Origin of the sequence: Citromicrobium bathyomarinum, assembly GCF_038594485.1 — a bacterium.
Taxonomy (GTDB): Bacteria; Pseudomonadota; Alphaproteobacteria; order Sphingomonadales; family Sphingomonadaceae; genus Alteriqipengyuania; species Alteriqipengyuania bathyomarina_A.
In genome coordinates this window covers 1-16057 of the sequence record NZ_JBCFZG010000007.1, presented here as the reverse complement: position 1 = coordinate 16057, position 16057 = coordinate 1, and the positions used below count along the sequence as shown (strand labels likewise).

Annotated in this window: 12 protein-coding genes and 1 riboswitch; of the genes, 2 read left to right on the top strand and 10 right to left on the bottom strand. The window is 63.7% G+C overall.

The window, feature by feature from the left end; translation table 11 throughout:
- Positions 1-6 precede the first annotated feature (6 nt).
- The 10 genes from lpdA to AAG591_RS12420 all read right to left on the bottom strand — a co-directional run bounded on the left by lpdA (position 7) and on the right by AAG591_RS12420 (position 12877).
- Positions 7-1425 carry a dihydrolipoyl dehydrogenase gene (lpdA, locus tag AAG591_RS12465; protein WP_342531683.1) on the bottom strand — a complete coding sequence of 473 codons (1419 nt, stop codon included), beginning with the start codon at positions 1423-1425 and terminating at the stop codon, positions 7-9.
- A 103-nt stretch (positions 1426-1528) separates the two neighbouring features.
- A complete protein-coding gene (gene odhB / locus AAG591_RS12460; RefSeq protein WP_342531682.1) occupies positions 1529-2809 on the bottom strand; it encodes a 2-oxoglutarate dehydrogenase complex dihydrolipoyllysine-residue succinyltransferase in 1281 nt (426 codons plus the stop codon).
- Positions 2810-2815: 6 nt separating this feature from the next.
- A complete protein-coding gene (locus AAG591_RS12455; RefSeq protein WP_342531681.1) occupies positions 2816-5674 on the bottom strand; it encodes a 2-oxoglutarate dehydrogenase E1 component in 2859 nt (952 codons plus the stop codon).
- Between the two features lie 119 nt (positions 5675-5793).
- Positions 5794-6684: a succinate--CoA ligase subunit alpha gene (gene sucD, locus AAG591_RS12450; protein WP_342531680.1), complete on the bottom strand. Its 891-nt coding sequence runs from the start codon at positions 6682-6684 to the stop codon at positions 5794-5796.
- A 51-nt stretch (positions 6685-6735) separates the two neighbouring features.
- Positions 6736-7029, bottom strand: coding sequence for a GIY-YIG nuclease family protein (locus AAG591_RS12445; RefSeq protein ID WP_342531679.1), 294 nt, complete (start codon positions 7027-7029; stop codon positions 6736-6738).
- A gap of 49 nt (positions 7030-7078) precedes the next feature.
- Positions 7079-8053 carry a malate dehydrogenase gene (gene mdh / locus AAG591_RS12440; protein ID WP_342531678.1) on the bottom strand — a complete coding sequence of 325 codons (975 nt, stop codon included), beginning with the start codon at positions 8051-8053 and terminating at the stop codon, positions 7079-7081.
- Positions 8054-8261: 208 nt separating this feature from the next.
- A complete protein-coding gene (locus AAG591_RS12435; protein ID WP_342531677.1) occupies positions 8262-10118 on the bottom strand; it encodes a putative bifunctional diguanylate cyclase/phosphodiesterase in 1857 nt (618 codons plus the stop codon).
- A gap of 226 nt (positions 10119-10344) precedes the next feature.
- The gene (locus AAG591_RS12430) at positions 10345-11286 is read right to left on the bottom strand and encodes a Coq4 family protein (RefSeq protein ID WP_342531676.1); all 942 of its coding nucleotides are present in this window, start codon (positions 11284-11286) and stop codon (positions 10345-10347) included.
- Positions 11287-11388: 102 nt separating this feature from the next.
- Positions 11389-11718: a hypothetical protein gene (locus AAG591_RS12425; RefSeq protein WP_342531675.1), complete on the bottom strand. Its 330-nt coding sequence runs from the start codon at positions 11716-11718 to the stop codon at positions 11389-11391.
- A gap of 145 nt (positions 11719-11863) precedes the next feature.
- Positions 11864-12877: a cell wall hydrolase gene (locus AAG591_RS12420; protein WP_342531674.1), complete on the bottom strand. Its 1014-nt coding sequence runs from the start codon at positions 12875-12877 to the stop codon at positions 11864-11866.
- 275 nt (positions 12878-13152) lie between these two features.
- A riboswitch (cobalamin riboswitch) is annotated at positions 13153-13360 on the top strand.
- A 98-nt stretch (positions 13361-13458) separates the two neighbouring features.
- Between AAG591_RS12420 and AAG591_RS12415 the strand changes: the two genes are divergently transcribed.
- Together AAG591_RS12415 and AAG591_RS12410 are read left to right on the top strand one after the other, a co-directional pair.
- Entirely contained in the window at positions 13459-15414 is a 1956-nt protein-coding gene (locus AAG591_RS12415; RefSeq protein WP_342531673.1) for a TonB-dependent receptor plug domain-containing protein, read from the top strand.
- A 2-nt stretch (positions 15415-15416) separates the two neighbouring features.
- Positions 15417-16057, top strand: a 641-nt coding sequence (locus AAG591_RS12410; protein ID WP_342531749.1) for an ABC transporter substrate-binding protein, incomplete at its 3' end; no start/stop codon positions are given.

The following is a 16057-nucleotide window of genomic DNA, read 5'->3' as shown; positions in this document are numbered from 1 at the left end:
TTGCCCTCAGACGTGGATCGGTTTGCCCTGAACCGCCATCGCCGCTTCCTTCATCGCTTCGGAATGCGTCGGGTGGGCGTGGCAGGTATAGGCGATGTCTTCCGACGTAGCACCGAATTCCATCCCCAGCGCGGCTTCGGCGATCATCGTGCCTGCGGGCACGGCGATGGCCCACACGCCCAGCACGCGGTCGCTTTCGGCTTCGGCGATCACCTTCACGAAGCCGTCGGGCTCGTGATTGGTCTTGGCGCGGCTGTTGCCCAGCATGGGGAACTTGCCGACCTTCACCTTGCTTTTATCGCCGCCCATCTTCTCGATAGCCTGCTCGGTCGTCAGGCCCACGCCTGCGATCTCGGGCCAGGTGTAGACGACGCTGGGGATTACATCGTGGTTCACGATGCCGGTCTGCCCGGCGATGTTCTCGGCGACGGCAATGCCTTCATCCTCGGCCTTGTGGGCGAGCATGGGGCCGGGGACGCAGTCGCCGATCGCCCACACGCCATCCACCTTGGTGCGGAAATCGTGATCGGTTTCGATCTGGCCGCGCTTGTTGGTCTCGAGCCCGATGGCATCGAGACCAAGGCCGTCGGTGTTCGGCTTGCGCCCGATCGAGACGAGCACGCAATCGGCTTCCATCGTCTCTGCATCGCCGCCCGCAGCAGGCTCCAGCGTCAGCGTGGCGGTCTTGCCCTTGACGGACACGCCGGTGACCTTGGTGCCGAGCTTGAATTCGATACCCTGCTTCTTGAAGATCTTGCGCGCTTCCTTGCGGATGTCGCCGTCCATGCCGGGCAGGATTTCGTCGAGGAATTCGACACACACGACTTCGGCACCCAGACGCCGCCAGACCGAGCCAAGCTCCAGCCCGATCACGCCGCCGCCGATGACCACCATCTTCTTTGGCACCTTGGGCAGTTCGAGCGCGCCGGTGCTGTCGACCACAACGTGCTTGTCATTGTCGATCTCGACGCCCGGGAGCGGGGTGACCGAGGAGCCGGTCGCGATGACAATGTCCTTCGCGGTAACCGTTTCGTCGCCCACCTTCACCGTGTGCGCGTCCTGGAAGGTGGCGTAGCCCTTCTTCCAGTCGACCTTGTTCTTCTTGAACAGGAATTCGATCCCGCCGGTCAGGCCTTTCACCGCGTCGCGGCGCTGCGCGTGCATCTGGTCGAGGTTGAGCTTGGGCTCCACGTCGATGCCCAGTTCCTTCATCGCGCCGTTCTTGGCCGCGTCGAAATACTCGGATGCGTGCAGCATCGCCTTGGAGGGGATGCAGCCGACATTGAGGCACGTCCCGCCCAGCGTCTCGCGCCCTTCGGCGCAAGCGGTCTTCAGCCCCAGCTGCGCAGCGCGGATCGCGGCAACATAGCCGCCGGGGCCAGCGCCGATAACAAGGACGTCGTAATCGTAGTTGTGGTCAGCCATTTCTCTACCTTCGTCATCCCCGCGAAGGCGGGGACCCATCTTCTGCCATTCGGAGCTGGGTTCCCGCTTTCGCGGGAATGACGAACGGCAGCTTCGTGCAAACTTACAGGTCGATCAGCATCCGGGTCGGATCCTCGATCGCTTCCTTGATGATCTTCAGCGCGGTCACCGCCTCGCGCCCGTCGATCAGGCGGTGGTCGTAGCTCAATGCGATGTACATCATCGGGCGGATTTCGACCTTGCCGTCGATCGCGACCGGGCGATCTTCGATCCGGTGGAGACCCAGCACCGCCGACTGTGGCGGGTTGATGATCGGGGTCGACATCAGCGATCCGAAGACGCCGCCATTGGAGATGGTGAAGGTGCCGCCCTTCATGTCTTCCATCGTCAGCGTGCCGTCGCGGGCGCGCGAACCGAAGTCGGCAATGTCCTTCTCGATCCGTGCGAAGCCCTTCTTGTCGGCGTCGCGGATGACCGGGACGACGAGGCCGTTGGGCGCAGACACCGCGACCGAGATGTCGACGAAATCGTGGTACACGATCTCGTCGCCTTCGATGTAGGCGTTCGCTGCGGGCACGTCCTTCAGCGCAAGGCAAGCGGCCTTGGCGAAGAAGCCCATGAAGCCGAGCTTGATGTCGTGCTTCTTGGCGAAGAGGTCCTTGTACTTCTCGCGCGCTTCCATCACCGCGCTCATGTCCACATCGTTGAACGTGGTCAGCAGCGCGGCATTGTCCTGCGCGCCCTTCAGACGCTTGGCGATGGTCTGGCGCATCCGCGTCATCTTGACGCGTTCCTCGCGACGTTCGCCGGAGGATACGGTTGCAGGCGCGGAAGAGGGCGTGGGCGCAGACGAGGCGCTGTCGTCCTTGTTCTTCGCTGCCGCGATCACGTCTTCCTTGGTCAGGCGACCATCCTTGCCGGTGCCCTTGATGCTGCTCGGGTCGACCCCGTACTCCAGCACCGCGCGGCGGACGGCGGGGGACAGCGTCTGGCTGCCTTCGCCGGTGCCTTCGTCGTGGTTGCCGTAGGCAGCCTGTCCGGCGTCGGCGTCCTTCGCCTTGGCGGGTTCGGCGCCCTTCTTGCCGCCCCCAGATTCTCCGGCGCCCTGATCGCGGTTGGCTTCCTTGCCCTTTGCCGCAGGCGCTGCGCCCTCGGCGACGGTGGCGAGCACTGCGCCCACTTCCACCGTGTCGCCCACGTCCGCGCGCAGTTCCTCGATCACGCCAGCGACGGGCGAGGGGACCTCGACTGCCACCTTGTCGGTTTCGAGGCTGACGATCGGTTCGTCTACAGCAACGGCATCGCCGGGTTGCTTGAGCCATTCGGCGATGGTGCCTTCGGTGACCGATTCACCGAGTTGGGGGACCGTGATCTCGGTAGCCATGTTTCGTCAGACCTTCTTTTCGGCGATTTCGGTTTTCTTGAGCGCACGCTTGGCCGCGCCGCCGTCGGCGAGACCCAGTGCGATGGTGACCAGCGCTTCCTGCTGCGCCTGATGGCGCTTCGCGAGCCCGGTGGCGGGCGATGCGGCTTCCTCGCGGCCGGCATAGCATGGAACCATGCCGTCCTTGCCGGCAGCGGCCAGTGCGGCTTCCAGCTTCTCGCGAACGAAGAACCAGCTGCCGTTGTTGCGCGGCTCTTCCTGGCACCAGACGATGCTTTCGAGGTTCGTCATCCGTTCGATCCGGGCGGCCAGCGGTTCGCCCGGGAAGGGGTAAAGCTGTTCGATCCGTACGATCGAGACGTCGTCCAGCTCTTCCTCGTCGCGGCGCTCGATCAGGTCGAAGGCGACCTTGCCCGAACACAGGACGAGGCGCTTCACCTTCTCGTCGGCGATGTCCTTGGTGTCCGAAAGGATGCGCTTGAACTGCGAATCGCCCATGAACAGGTTTGCCGGGCTCTTTGCCATCGGGTGACGCAGCAGGCTCTTGGGCGTCATGATGACCAGCGGCTTGCGGAACGGACGCAGCATCTGCCGCCGCAGCACATGGAAATAATTGTGCGGCATGGTGATGTTGCACACCTGGATATTGTCGTTCGCGCACAATTGCAGGAAGCGTTCGAGCCGCGCGGAGCTATGCTCCGGCCCCTGGCCTTCATACCCGTGCGGCAGCAGCATCACCAGGCCGTTGGCGCGCAGCCACTTGACCTCGCCGCTGGCGATGAACTGATCGATCATGATCTGCGCGCCGTTGGCGAAATCGCCGAACTGCGCTTCCCAGAGAACCAGCGTCTTGGGGTCCGCGAGCGCGAAGCCGTATTCGAAGCCGAGCACGCCGTATTCGGACAGCGGGCTGTCGTAGACCTCGAACTTGCCGTGCGGCAGCGTGGTGAGGGGGATATAGGTCTCACCCTCCACCTTCTGGTCGTGCCACACGGCATGACGCTGGCTGAACGTACCGCGACCAGAATCCTGGCCGGACAGGCGCACCCCGTAACCTTCGGACACGAGGCTGCCGAAGGCGAGCGCCTCTGCGGTGGCCCAGTCGAAGCCTTCGCCCTTTTCGAACATCTCGCGCTTGGCATCGAGCACGCGGCCGAGCGTGCGGTGGATGCTGACATCCTCGGGCACGGTGGTCAGCGTGCGACCGAGGCTTTCGAACAGCTTCTTCGGGATCGCGGTTTCGACGTTGCGCCGCGCGGTTTCCGGATCGACCGGCTTGTTCATGCCGGCCCAACGGCCGCCGAACCAGTCGGCTTCGTTGGCCTTGTAATCCTTGCCCGCGTCGAACTCCTCCTGCAGGTGCTCGGTGAATTCGTCGCGCTGTGCCTCCACGAAACCGTCGTCGATCACGCCCTCTTCCAGCAGCCGATCCGAGTAGATCACGCTGATCTTCGGGTGCTTCTTGATCGCGGCGTACATCTGCGGCTGGGTGAAACTCGGCTCGTCACCCTCGTTGTGGCCGAAGCGGCGATAGCACCACATGTCGATCACGATATCGCGACCGAAATGCTGGCGGTATTCGATCGCCAGCTTGCATGCGAAGGTCACGGCTTCGGGATCGTCGCCGTTCACGTGCAGGATCGGCGCCTGCACACCCTTGGCCACATCGCTGGGGTAGGGCGAGCTACGCGCGAACTTGGGGCTGGTGGTGAAGCCGATCTGGTTGTTGATGATGAAGTGGATCACGCCGCCGGTGTTGTAACCGGGGATGCCGGAGAAGCTGAGGGTCTCCCACACGATGCCCTGACCCGCAAAGGCCGCATCGCCATGGATCAGCACGGGCAGGACCTGCTCGTGCTGCTTCAGATCGTCGCGGAACGCCTGCTGCGCGCGCGCCTTGCCCAGCACCACCGGGTCCACCGCTTCGAGGTGGCTGGGGTTGGGCACGAGGCTCATGTGAACCTTGATGCCGTCGAACTCACGGTCGGTGCTGGTGCCAAGGTGGTATTTCACATCGCCCGAGCCGCCGACGTCTTCCGGATTGGCGCTGCCGCCCTGGAATTCGTGGAAGATCACGCGGTAGGGCTTGGCCATCACGTTGGCGAGCACGTTCAGCCGGCCACGGTGGGCCATGCCGTAGATGATCTCGCGCACGCCCATCGCGCCGCCATACTTGATGACCGCTTCGAGCGCGGGGATCATTCCTTCGCCGCCATCGAGGCCGAAGCGCTTGGTCCCGACGTATTTCTTGCCGAGGAAATTCTCGAACTCCTCGCCGCGAATGACGGCGGAAAGGATCGCGCGCTTGCCTTCCTTGGTAAACTGGATGACCTCTTCGGGGCCTTCGATCCGTTCCTGAAGGAAGCGGCGTTCCTCCACGTCGGAAATGTGCATGTATTCGAGGCCGACCTTACCGCAGTAATTGGCCTTGAGAACGTCGTAGAGCTCGCGCGGAGTAGTCCATTCGAGGCCGAGATTGCCGCCGACATAGATCTCGTGATCCATCGCATCGGCCGGGAAATGCCATTCCAGCTTCAGATCTTCAGGCAGCTCGCGCTTCGAAAGGCCGAGCGGGTCGAGATCGGAGGCGAGGTGACCGCGCACACGGAAGGTGCGGATCAGCAACATCGCACGGATCGCGTCTTCCGCCGCCTGCGTGACGCTGGCCTGATCGGTGGGCTTGCCGGCCTTTTCCGCGGCCTGCTTGACCGCGATCTTCATCGCGGTCGGGTCCATCGCCTGCGTCAGGTCGCTCTCGCTGTCGAGATCGGTCAGCGGCCATTTCGGATTGGCCCAGCTGGGGCCCTTTTGCGGGGCCTCCTGGTCGCCGAGCTCCGGCAGGAAAGACTGGTTTTCGTTACCCATCGAACTTCACTCATGCATTCCGGGGAATTGGCGGCTTCGATGAAAGAAGCCCTGACCCGGCGGATAGGTCCCCCGGAGGGGTGGCGGCCCCAGCTTTCGCCGGGGCTCACACTTCGTCGTTACGCGTCTTCTTTCAGCAGCGCCGCGAGGGTGGTGCCCAGCTCGCTGGGCGACTGCGCCACGCGAATGCCGGCTGCTTCCATCGCTGCGATCTTGTCGTCCGCGCCGCCCTGACCGCCGGAGACGATCGCGCCGGCGTGGCCCATGCGGCGGCCCGGAGGTGCCGTGCGGCCCGCGATGAAGCCGACAGTCGGCTTCCAGCGGCCCTTGGCCTTCTGGTCGGCGAGGAACTGGGCGGCCTCTTCCTCGGCGCTGCCGCCGATTTCGCCGATCATGATCATGCTCTCGGTTTCCGGATCGTCGAGAAACAGGTCGAGCACGTCGATGAAGTTGGTCCCGTTGACCGGGTCCCCGCCGATGCCGACGGCCGTCGTCTGGCCGAGGCCTGCATTCGTCGTCTGGTGCACGGCTTCATAGGTCAGGGTGCCCGAGCGCGAGACGACGCCGACGCTGCCCTTCTTGAAGATGGAGCCGGGCATGATGCCGATCTTGCACTCGCCCGGCGTCAGCACGCCGGGGCAGTTCGGGCCGATCAGGCGCGAGTTGCTGCCTTCGAGCGCAGCCTTTGCGCGCACCATGTCGAGCACGGGGATGCCTTCGGTGATCGTGACGATCAGCTCTACACCCGCGTCGATCGCTTCGCAGATCGCGTCCGCGGCGAAGGGCGGCGGAACGTAGATGACCGAAGCGGTCGCGCCGGTTTCCGCCACCGCTTCCTTCACCGTGTTGAAGTTGGGCAGGCCGAGGTGCGTGGTGCCGCCTTTGCCGGGCGTGACACCGCCAACCATCTGCGTCCCGTAATCGAGCGCCTGCTGCGTGTGGAAAGTACCGGTTTCACCGGTCATCCCCTGGGTGATGACCTTGGTATTCTTGTCTACGAGGATGGACATAATCTGGAGTCGTCCTTCTTGTCGTCATCCCGGCGAAGGCCGGGATCCAGTCTAGCTACAAATCGACTCGAACAGGTCGTCCCAGCCGGGGTTCATTTCTTCGATGGCGCGCAATTTCCACGCACGCCGCCATTCCTTCATCTGCTTCTCACGGCGGATAGCGTCGTCGATCCGATCGAATACGGCGTACCAGACCAGGGTCTTGCAGCCATATTTCTTCATGAAACCATCTATATCGCCTTTTCTATGCTGGAAGACCCGTCTGACCAAATCGCTGGTCACTCCAAGATAGAGCGTACCGTTGCGTTTGCTGGCCATGATGTAGACGTATCCGCGCTTCTCCATGCGTCTCGCCGCCCAACTGGATCCCGGCCTCCGCCGGGATGACGGAGTCTTACTTCAGGCTTTCGTCCAGCCCCTTGCACGCTTCGAGCAGTTCCTCGACCGCGTCGGTGCTGACCTTGAGGTTCTTCTTTTCCTCGTCCGACAGTTCGATCTCGATCACGTCTTCGGTGCCGCCCGCGCCGATCACGGTGGGGACGCCGACATAGAGCCCGTCGAGGCCGTACTTGCCTTCGACATAGCTGGCGCAGGGCAGGATGCGCTTGCTGTCGCCGAGGTATGCTTCGGCCATCGCGATCGCGCTGGTGGCGGGGGCATAATAGGCCGAGCCATTGCCGAGCAGCTGCACGATCTCGCCGCCGCCCTTGCGGGTGCGGTCGACGATTTCGTCGATGCGGCCCTGGTCGACGCCCTTGATCTTGGCGAAGTCATTGACCGGGATGCCGTTGACGGTGGTGTAGCTGGTGACGGGGACCATGGTGTCGCCATGGCCGCCGAGGACGAAGGCGTTCACATCCTTCACCGAAACGTCGAATTCCCACGCGAGGAAGGTCGCGAAGCGCGCCGAGTCGAGCACGCCTGCCATGCCGACGACCTTGTTGTGCGGCAGGCCGGAAAATTCGCGCAGCGCCCAGACCATCGCGTCGAGCGGGTTGGTGATGCAGATCACGAACGCATCGGGCGCGTTGTTCTTGATGCCTTCGCCGACCGCCTTCATCACCTTGAGGTTGATGCCGAGCAGGTCGTCACGGCTCATGCCGGGCTTGCGGGGCACACCGGCGGTGACGATGATGACGTCCGCACCGGCGATGTCCGCATAGTCGTTGGTGCCGGTAATCTTGGCGTCGAAGCCTTCGACCGGGCCGCACTGGGATAGGTCCAGTGCCTTGCCCTGCGGCATGCCCTCGGCGATGTCGAACAGGACGATGTCGCCCATTTCCTTCTTCGCGGCGAGGTGGGCGAGCGTGCCTCCGATCATGCCGGAGCCGATGAGGGCAATCTTCTTGCGTCCTGCGGGAGTGGCCATGGGAGCGTATCAGTCCTTTTTGCCGGGGACGCCGCGGTTGCCGTTCGTTCAGTGCAAGGCCTTCACGCCCCTTCGGCGTCCCCGAGGGATTGCGCGCGAAAGCCTGCTTCCGGGAAGCGACGTAGGCTCGGGTTTCAGGGATTGCAACCGGCAATCAGGCCTAGTTTTACGGGGATTTAGATAATGCTTCGCAACAGCAAAGATCGTCTTACGCCGCGCGCAGTCCGTCGCCGTCACGGTCCTGCGCCAGCAGCATCGCGGCGAGGTAGTCGGGCACCGCACGGCTGAAGAAATAGCCCTGGCCCAGCGTACATCCTGCGTCTCTTACGGTTTCGACCTGTTCCTGTTCCTCCAGCCCTTCGGCCACGATTTCCATGTCGAGCCCGCGGCCCATTGCCGCGACCGCGCGGATGATCGCGTGCGCACGGGGGCCAACGTCGTCGCCCGACACGAAGCAGCGATCCACCTTGATCTTGGAGAAGGGGAATTTGTGGATGTACGACAGCGAGGAGTAGCCTGTGCCGAAATCGTCGAGCGCGAAGCGGACGCCCTCGGCGGAAAGTTCCTTGATGAACTCGGCGGTTTGTTCGTGGTCCTGAATAAACAGGCTCTCGGTGACTTCCAGCTCGAGACGATGCGGGTCCAGGTTTGCGTCGCGGAGCGCCTGCTTGATCGCAAGCACGGCGCCCGGGGCCTTGATCTGCAGCGGTGATAGATTGACCGCAACGCTGATATCTTCGGGCCATTGTGCGCAGGCGAGCGCGGCCTGCCGGGTAATCCAGTTGCCCAGCGTCACGATCACGCCGGTTTCTTCGGCCACCGGAATGAACTCGGCCGGACGCAGCTCTCCCTTGGTGGGATGGAACCATCGCAGAAGAGCCTCGAAACAGCGGATGTGGCCCGTCTTCAGATCGACGATCGGCTGGTAGAACAGCGACAATTCGTCACGCTGGATCGCCAGCCGCAGCTCGGCCTCGATTTCGCGCCGGTTGGCCAGGTCGCGGGTCATCGCCGGGTCGAAGAAGCGCAGCGTGCCGGGGCCTTCGAACTTGGCATGATACAGCGCCAGGTCCGCTGCCTGCATCAGCCGTTCGGCATCGGTACCGTCATCGGGCATCAGCGCAATACCCATCGAAGCACTGATTTCCATCCGCTCCGCATCGAGCCGCATGGGCCGCAAGATGTGATTGAGGACGCGTCGCGCCAGCCGCTCGGATTCGGCTCGGTCGCTAACCTTGCAGAAGAACACGAACTCGTCGCCTCCGAAACGCGCGATACCGGCGTCATGGGAAAGGTTGTCACGCAATCGCCGTGCGACCTCGTTGAGCACCCGGTCGCCAATCTGGTGACCGAGCAGTTCATTGACCTCCTTGAACCGATGGAGATCCAACCAGAACAGGGCGAGAGGCTGGTTCGAATCGCTGTCGTTCAGCTGCCTGATCAGCATTTCGTCCAATCCGGCCCTGTTGTGCAGACCGGTCACGATATCCGTATGCGCAAGCTGCTCCATCTTGCACGCAAGCCGCTGGTTGGTGTCGGCTGATCCGATCGACTCGCGCAAGGTGTTGAAGATCTTGCAGCACACAAACGCTTGGGCCGGGATCAGCAAAAGGATCGTCAGGCCGAGAGCGACATAGCCCAGCTGCAACGTCGCAAACGCCGCCAGCGCAATGGGAAGGGAGGAAAACGCCAATTGGCCGATCGCAATGATCGGTCGTCCGGCATTACGCGCGGACACGCCGATCCCGTAGCCGAGCGCATTGGCAATCATCAGTACTTCGACCTGCGGAGCACTGCTGACGACGATCGTGTAGGCGGCCATCGAACCGAGGGTCAAGGCGAAGCTGAATGCGCCGACTTCATACGCCAGCTCGAGCATCGCCGTCGAACTGCCTTCTGAATTCGCTGCAAGTCGCAGGGCCGCGACAATCCTTGCCGCCGCAATGATCGCAAGAACCGCTGCTGCAACCCACATTTCGGGCAGTTCGGCAACCCACGCCGCAACGCACGCTGCACCAACCGTCGCGACTGCTCCGTTCAGGAGTGTCGCGGGACTGGAATACAACGCGTTAACCAAGGTCCTGCGGACCTGTTGGTCGACCGAGTCATCCACATCGCCGCCCGGCACTAGAGATTTCGGGTTGAAAATGAACGGTGTCCTACTGTTACCCTCTTCGTCCGTAGGGTGAAGAAGTCACAGAGGGGTTAACGTAGGAGAAATGCGTAGTAAGGGGTGCTGAAATTCAAGAGAATTTTCAACGGTCGAGCGATACTGACGCGAGCAGGCGTGGCTAGGAAGCCGACGCCTGCGCATCCTGCTTTCCCAGAAGGATGTGCGGATTCACCCCCTCTTCTCGCCAAATCTCGAGTACCTTCAGATACTTGGAAGGTTCGGGGATGTTGAGTCTGCGTCGCACCTCTTCGAGGGGGAGCGGCAGCAGTTCACGGATCGGCTGTTCGGCCAGGCGCTGGGTTATCCGGCCGTCGCGCCGCGCCTGCAGGTAAGCGCGAAAAAACGGAGCCTTGGACCGCAACTTCGCCTTGATGAGAAACATCGCGATCCACGAAATCGAAAGGCGCCCCGGACAAGGGCGCTGGTGAGACTGCCAGACGAACAGACACTGTTCGCCCAAGGTGTCGCGCCCATAACCCGTCAGCACATGAATGATATCGTGCACGTCGCGCAGGCGATCATTGTACCACTCGACACCATCGTTCAGCCTCACGACATCATTGCGGAGGGCGTTGAATTCTTCCACGATACCGTAAGCGGTCAGCCCCTCGGCCTCCATGAAATCGCAATAGGCTTGCGCGAAGCTGCCCTTGGGCATCTGCCTCAGGGTATCGTGATCGTCCATGATATCGGGCAGGAACGGCTCCGTCTGGAAAATCCGCTGCCCCTTGTCGGTAGCAAGAAAGGCAGCCGCTGTTTCGCCCACACTGCGCCATGGCAGTGCATCGAAATAGCCGAAGACGTGATCCGTTCTTTCCTTGTCTTTTACGATGACGGAGAAATGTCTCAAAGCCTTGGCAAAATCGAACTTTGGTCGACGCCTTTCGGGATGAATGATCGGGAAGACTTCCACCCCATCACGGGTATGGCGCGCAATGGTGTTCGCACCCAGCGTGCCACCCTCGTCGCCGCCGACCTCGCGAAGCAGGAACGAGCGTGCGTCATCATCGACCGGCGCAAATTGCTCGGTGTTGGCTTGCAGATTTCCGGAAGTCGCCATGCGTCAGATTTTGCCGCATGGTTAATTTCCTGTCAATTCCGTTAAGGATTATTGCGATTCCGGGTCATGGCGAGTTGCACCTGGAAAGCCGAACGACTCTTATTAGTCTGTCACGCAATCAGCCCGCTCTTCCCGAGCGTCTACAAGTGTGCCTGCCAGCCGACGGTCGAGCGCGCGGCAGACGTTCGACCAGAAGGCGAAGTCTTCGCGGTCACCCACTGCCAGCGCGGCGGTGGCGCGTGCGTGCGCGTCCTGCGCTGCGTTGAGGTGATGGCGTGCGAAATGGCCGAGGGCGGCTTTGATTTCCTCGTCGCTCTGCGGGGGACGGCCCGATGCTTCGTCGTCATTGGCGGCTTCGGGGACGCGAAGCGGCGCGGTGCCGGCACATGATAGCCGGAAAGAGGGGCGGGTGGGGGCGAGACCGCGGCTCATTCTGATGACATCCTTGTAAAAGCCCTGGGGGATCGGGCCAATTGTCGTATTCCTACCCTCAAGTGTCTGAATCATTGGAGCACAAGCAGGGTTTCGAAAGATTAACAAAGTGCCGGGCAGAGTGTGGGCCAGCGGCGGTTTGCGCTCAATTGGGCTGGGCGATCCACTGCCCGCTATTGGCATATTCGGGCCGGACGCTGCCGGGGCCCTCGGCAGGAGCGGGGGCCGCCTCGCGCGGTGAGAGGCTGCGCGCCTGCGCTGCGCCAGTACGTCCATCGAGAGATCGCACGGCTGTGTCCTGCGCCGGAGGAGGGGGCGTGCTCGCGCTCTCGTAGCGGCGGGCGATGGCGACCGGATCGGGAGCGGGTTCGACCGACCGGGCTGCCTGCGCAGGTTTGGGAAGCGGTTCCCCGCCGCTGTAGAATTCGGTGAAGGCTTGCGGCAGGCCCGCCTTGCCCGGCCAGCGGTAAAAGCGGTGCGCGCCGATCGTTCCGATATGCGCGAGGCTGGGTGCCCAGTAAGGGTTCACCCAGGTGGTGTGGTAATGCGTCGCCAGCCCGACCGGTGCGTAGACCTGCCCCGCAAGCGCTCGTCTCGCCACCGATAATGCGCGCGCCCACGCACCGGCAGAGGGCTTGCGGTCGAGCGACCCGTCGCAGGTGAAGGTGAACTGGCACCCGGTCCGGCGCTGCGATCCCTGATAGACCACGCCGCACACCGTTTTCGGGTAGGCGGGGTGCGCCACCCTGTTGAGAACGACTTGCGCAACGGCCTGCTGGCCGCCTTCGCTTTCGCTGGCCGCTTCGTAATAGACGGCCTTGGCGAGGCAATCGAGCGCGCGCGCCTTGTCCAGCCCGGTCCCCCGGCTGACGAAGGCGTGAGCCGCCGGGCCGGCGGACTCGATCGCGATGGCCGCATCGGGGTCGCCGTTCCACGCGGCGATCGGATTGACCCCCGCATCGCTCTCAGGCGCAATATTCACGGTGCTCGCGGCGGCAGGCGGATCGGCGAGGAAATAGAATGCCGATCCGGGGAAGGTCGCCCCTGCTTTCTCGAACGGCATCGGTTCGACCAGCTTGCTCGCAACGATATCGCTCGCCTGCGGGGCAAGCTGCGGAAGCTGCCATTGCGCGTGCGCCGCCATCGCCGGGATGGTCACTGCTGCACCAAGCACGACAACGCTGCGCCAGGCCTTGACCGGCCTTGCGGGACGTAAGCTGGCAGAGGCCGGGCGACGGTGAGCTGGCAAACGGGTCCTTGGTTGAAAAGGCGGGCGAAAAAGTACGGCCAGCATCTAGGCGTAAAGGGTTGGGGGCGCGCCTGGCGCTGGCCGCACTGTACTTTTACGGGGCACTCTCGACCAAGCTGTGAAGCGGCATGGTTAACGAATTGCTCGGTCCCCCGCGGTTGCACGCGCGATGCGAAGCGACTAAACGCCGCCGCAGCATTGCAGGTATGGGCGTGTCGCAAGGCGCTTCCATCTAAGAGGGAAGAGAGTTCGATGCTCTCGCTGCCCCCGCAACTGTAACCGGGGAGCGACCCGCTCGATACGCCACTGTTCCTCGCCAGCCGAGAGACGGGAAGGTGAGCGGGGCCGCAACGATCCGGGAGCCAGGAGACCTGCCCGCAATGCGTCGTTCGGCCTTGGGCGGGGTGCACCGGGGAAGCGGAGGAAAGGCTCGCAGGAATGGTCTGCGGCTTTCCGTCATGAGCGACATTGATGCTTGTGATGGAGAATTCATGCGTAAAATTCTGTTTGTCGGCTGCTCGATTCTCGGGCTCGTGGCCCCTGCTCATGCCCAGCAGGCCGACGGGGATCAGGCCGGCGCGGATACCTCGGACGCGATCACGATCGCCGACTACCGGGTTCGCGAGGAGAGCCTGACGATCACGGTCACCGGCAATCCGAGCGAGGTCGAGGATACCGGCCAGCCGGTCACCGTGATCGGCGCGGAAGAGATCGCCAATATTCAGGGACCGGATGTTGCCCGCGTGCTGCAGCGCGTCCCCGGTGTCACGATCAACCGCAATGGCGGGCTCGGTTCGACCACCGGCGTCTCGGTGCGCGGCGCGGCGAACGACAAGCTGCTGGTGCTGATCGATGGCGTGCGCGTGGCGGACACCGCATCCCCTGCGGGCGGGTTCGATTTCGGCACGCTGGGCGCTGCCAATCTTTCCAAGGTCGAGGTGATGCGCGGCGCCAACAGCGTCGTGTGGGGTGCAGATGCGCTGGCAGGCGTGCTCGTCGCTTCCACGTTCGAGCGCAGCGGCCTTGCCGGATCGGTCGAAGCGGGCTCGCGCGGAACGGCATCGACCAGCGTCGAAGGCGGGATCGGCGGCGATGCAGGCTTCGTCGGCGGATCGGTGGGCTATGTCACCACCGACGGGTTCTCGGCAGCGGCCAGCGGCACCGAACCCGACGGCTTCAAGCAATTTGCGGGCAATCTTCGCGCACGCGCCTATCTCAGCCGGACGTTCGAGCTGATCGGCAGCCTGCGCTATGCCGATGGCACGCTCGACATCGACGGTTTCGCACCGCCTTCCTACGCTTTGGGCGACACGCCCGAAGTGCAGGAGACGCAGCAGCTCTCGGGCAGCGTCGGCGCGATTTACGACAGCGGCCCGCTCTACCTGCGCGGGGGCTACAGCTTTTCCGACACCGATCGCGACAACCTGCCAAGCGCGGGCGCGGCCCCGACTTTCGAAAGTACCGGATCGTCGGACCGGGTCGAGCTGCGCGGCGAATGGCGCCCGATCGGGCCGCTGATCGTCAATTTCGGGGCCGAGAACCTGTGGTCCAATTACGAAAGCACGTCTTACGGGGTTAGCACGGCTGCCGACACCAGTATCTTCGGCGGCTACGTGCAGGCGGGGATCGAGTTCGGCGGGCTGTCCGGCCATGTCGGCGTGCGGCAGGACGAGCATGCCGATTTCGGCGGCGCGACCAGCTTTGGCGGCGACCTGACCTACGAGATCGTGCCCAACCTGCGCCTTCGCGCGAGTGTGGGCGAAGGGTTCAAGGCGCCTTCGCTGTACCAGCTCTACTCCGACTACGGGAACACCAGTCTCCAACCCGAGGAGAGCACCAGCTACGACATCGGCATTGCCTACGGCACGCGGACGGCGAGCACCTATGCCTCGGTCACGCTGTTCCAGCGGGATAGCGAAAACCTGATCGGCTTCATCGGGTGCCCGGTCCAGACCGGCATCTGCACCAACCGCCCCTATGGCACCTACGACAATGTCGACGTGGCCCGTGCGCGCGGTGTCGAGGTGGAGGCGGGTGCGACCCCGGTCGAAGGCCTCACTTTGCGCGCAGCCTACGCCTATACCCAAGCCGAAGATCGCAGCCCGGGAAGCGCCAATTTCGGCAACCAGCTTGCGCGCCGCCCGCAGCACGCGGGCACCTTGTCGATCGACTGGGCGGTCAAGCCCGACACCCTCTTCGTGCCGGTCATCGGCGGTGACGTGCGGATCGTCGGCAAGGCGTTCGACGATTCGGCCAATCTCGTCCCGCTCGATAGCTATACCGTCGTCGACCTGCGGGTGTCGCTGCCGCTCGGCAGCATTCTGGGAGAGCGCCCGGTCGAGGTCTTCGGGCGGGTCGAGAACCTGTTCGATGAAAGCTACCAGACCGCTGCGGGCTACAATCAGGCGCCGCGCGGCGTGTTTGCCGGAATCCGCGTGGGGCTTTGACCATGCGCTGCCTCGCGCTCCTAATCGCGTGCGCGCTGGCGGGGTGTTCTGCCTCGCCAGCGCCGCGTGCCGGCGCGGGACCAACCCGGATCGTCAGCCTGAACCCGTGCAGCGATGCGATCCTCGCAGAGGTGGCTCCCGACAAGCTGGTCGCGGTTTCCGAATACAGCCACGACCCGTCGGCTTCGTCGATGCCGGTGGGTCTTGCACGTCGATGGCCCGCGACCGGCGGTTCGGTGGAGGATATCATCGCTGCGCAGGCGGACATGGTGGTCGCCTCCAGCTTCCTGCCCGCACCCACGCGCAATGCGCTCGACAAGCTGGGTATCCCGGTCGTCACGCTCGGGATGGCGAACGATGTAGAGGGCAATCTGGCGCAGGTGCGCGAGCTGGCCGATGCGGTGGGCGAGCATGAGGCGGGCGCGGCGCTTGTGCGGCGGATCGAGGCTGCGCTGGCGGACGCGGCACCGCCCGAAGAACGCGCGGCCGTGAGTACGATCCTGTGGCAGCCGGGCGGGATCGTGCCGGGCGACGGCGCGCTGGTGGTCGATTTGATGCGGCGTGTCGGTTTGCAGCCCGCCGAGGCAACCCGCGGCCTGGGACAGGGCGATCGCCTGTCGCTGGAGGCGGTTATCGTGGACCC

Excerpts from the sequence above, each read along its gene's own strand:
- lpdA (WP_342531683.1), bottom strand. The coding sequence starts at position 1,425 with ATGGCTGACCACAACTACGATTACGACGTCCTTGTTATCGGCGCTGGC.
- odhB (WP_342531682.1), bottom strand. The coding sequence starts at position 2,809 with ATGGCTACCGAGATCACGGTCCCCCAACTCGGTGAATCGGTCACCGAA.
- AAG591_RS12455 (WP_342531681.1), bottom strand. The coding sequence starts at position 5,674 with ATGGGTAACGAAAACCAGTCTTTCCTGCCGGAGCTCGGCGACCAGGAG.
- sucD (WP_342531680.1), bottom strand. The coding sequence starts at position 6,684 with ATGTCCATCCTCGTAGACAAGAATACCAAGGTCATCACCCAGGGGATG.
- AAG591_RS12445 (WP_342531679.1), bottom strand. The coding sequence starts at position 7,029 with ATGGAGAAGCGCGGATACGTCTACATCATGGCCAGCAAACGCAACGGT.
- mdh (WP_342531678.1), bottom strand. The coding sequence starts at position 8,053 with ATGGCCACTCCCGCAGGACGCAAGAAGATTGCCCTCATCGGCTCCGGC.
- AAG591_RS12430 (WP_342531676.1), bottom strand. The coding sequence starts at position 11,286 with ATGGCGACTTCCGGAAATCTGCAAGCCAACACCGAGCAATTTGCGCCG.
- AAG591_RS12425 (WP_342531675.1), bottom strand. The coding sequence starts at position 11,718 with ATGAGCCGCGGTCTCGCCCCCACCCGCCCCTCTTTCCGGCTATCATGT.
- AAG591_RS12415 (WP_342531673.1), top strand. The coding sequence starts at position 13,459 with ATGCGTAAAATTCTGTTTGTCGGCTGCTCGATTCTCGGGCTCGTGGCC.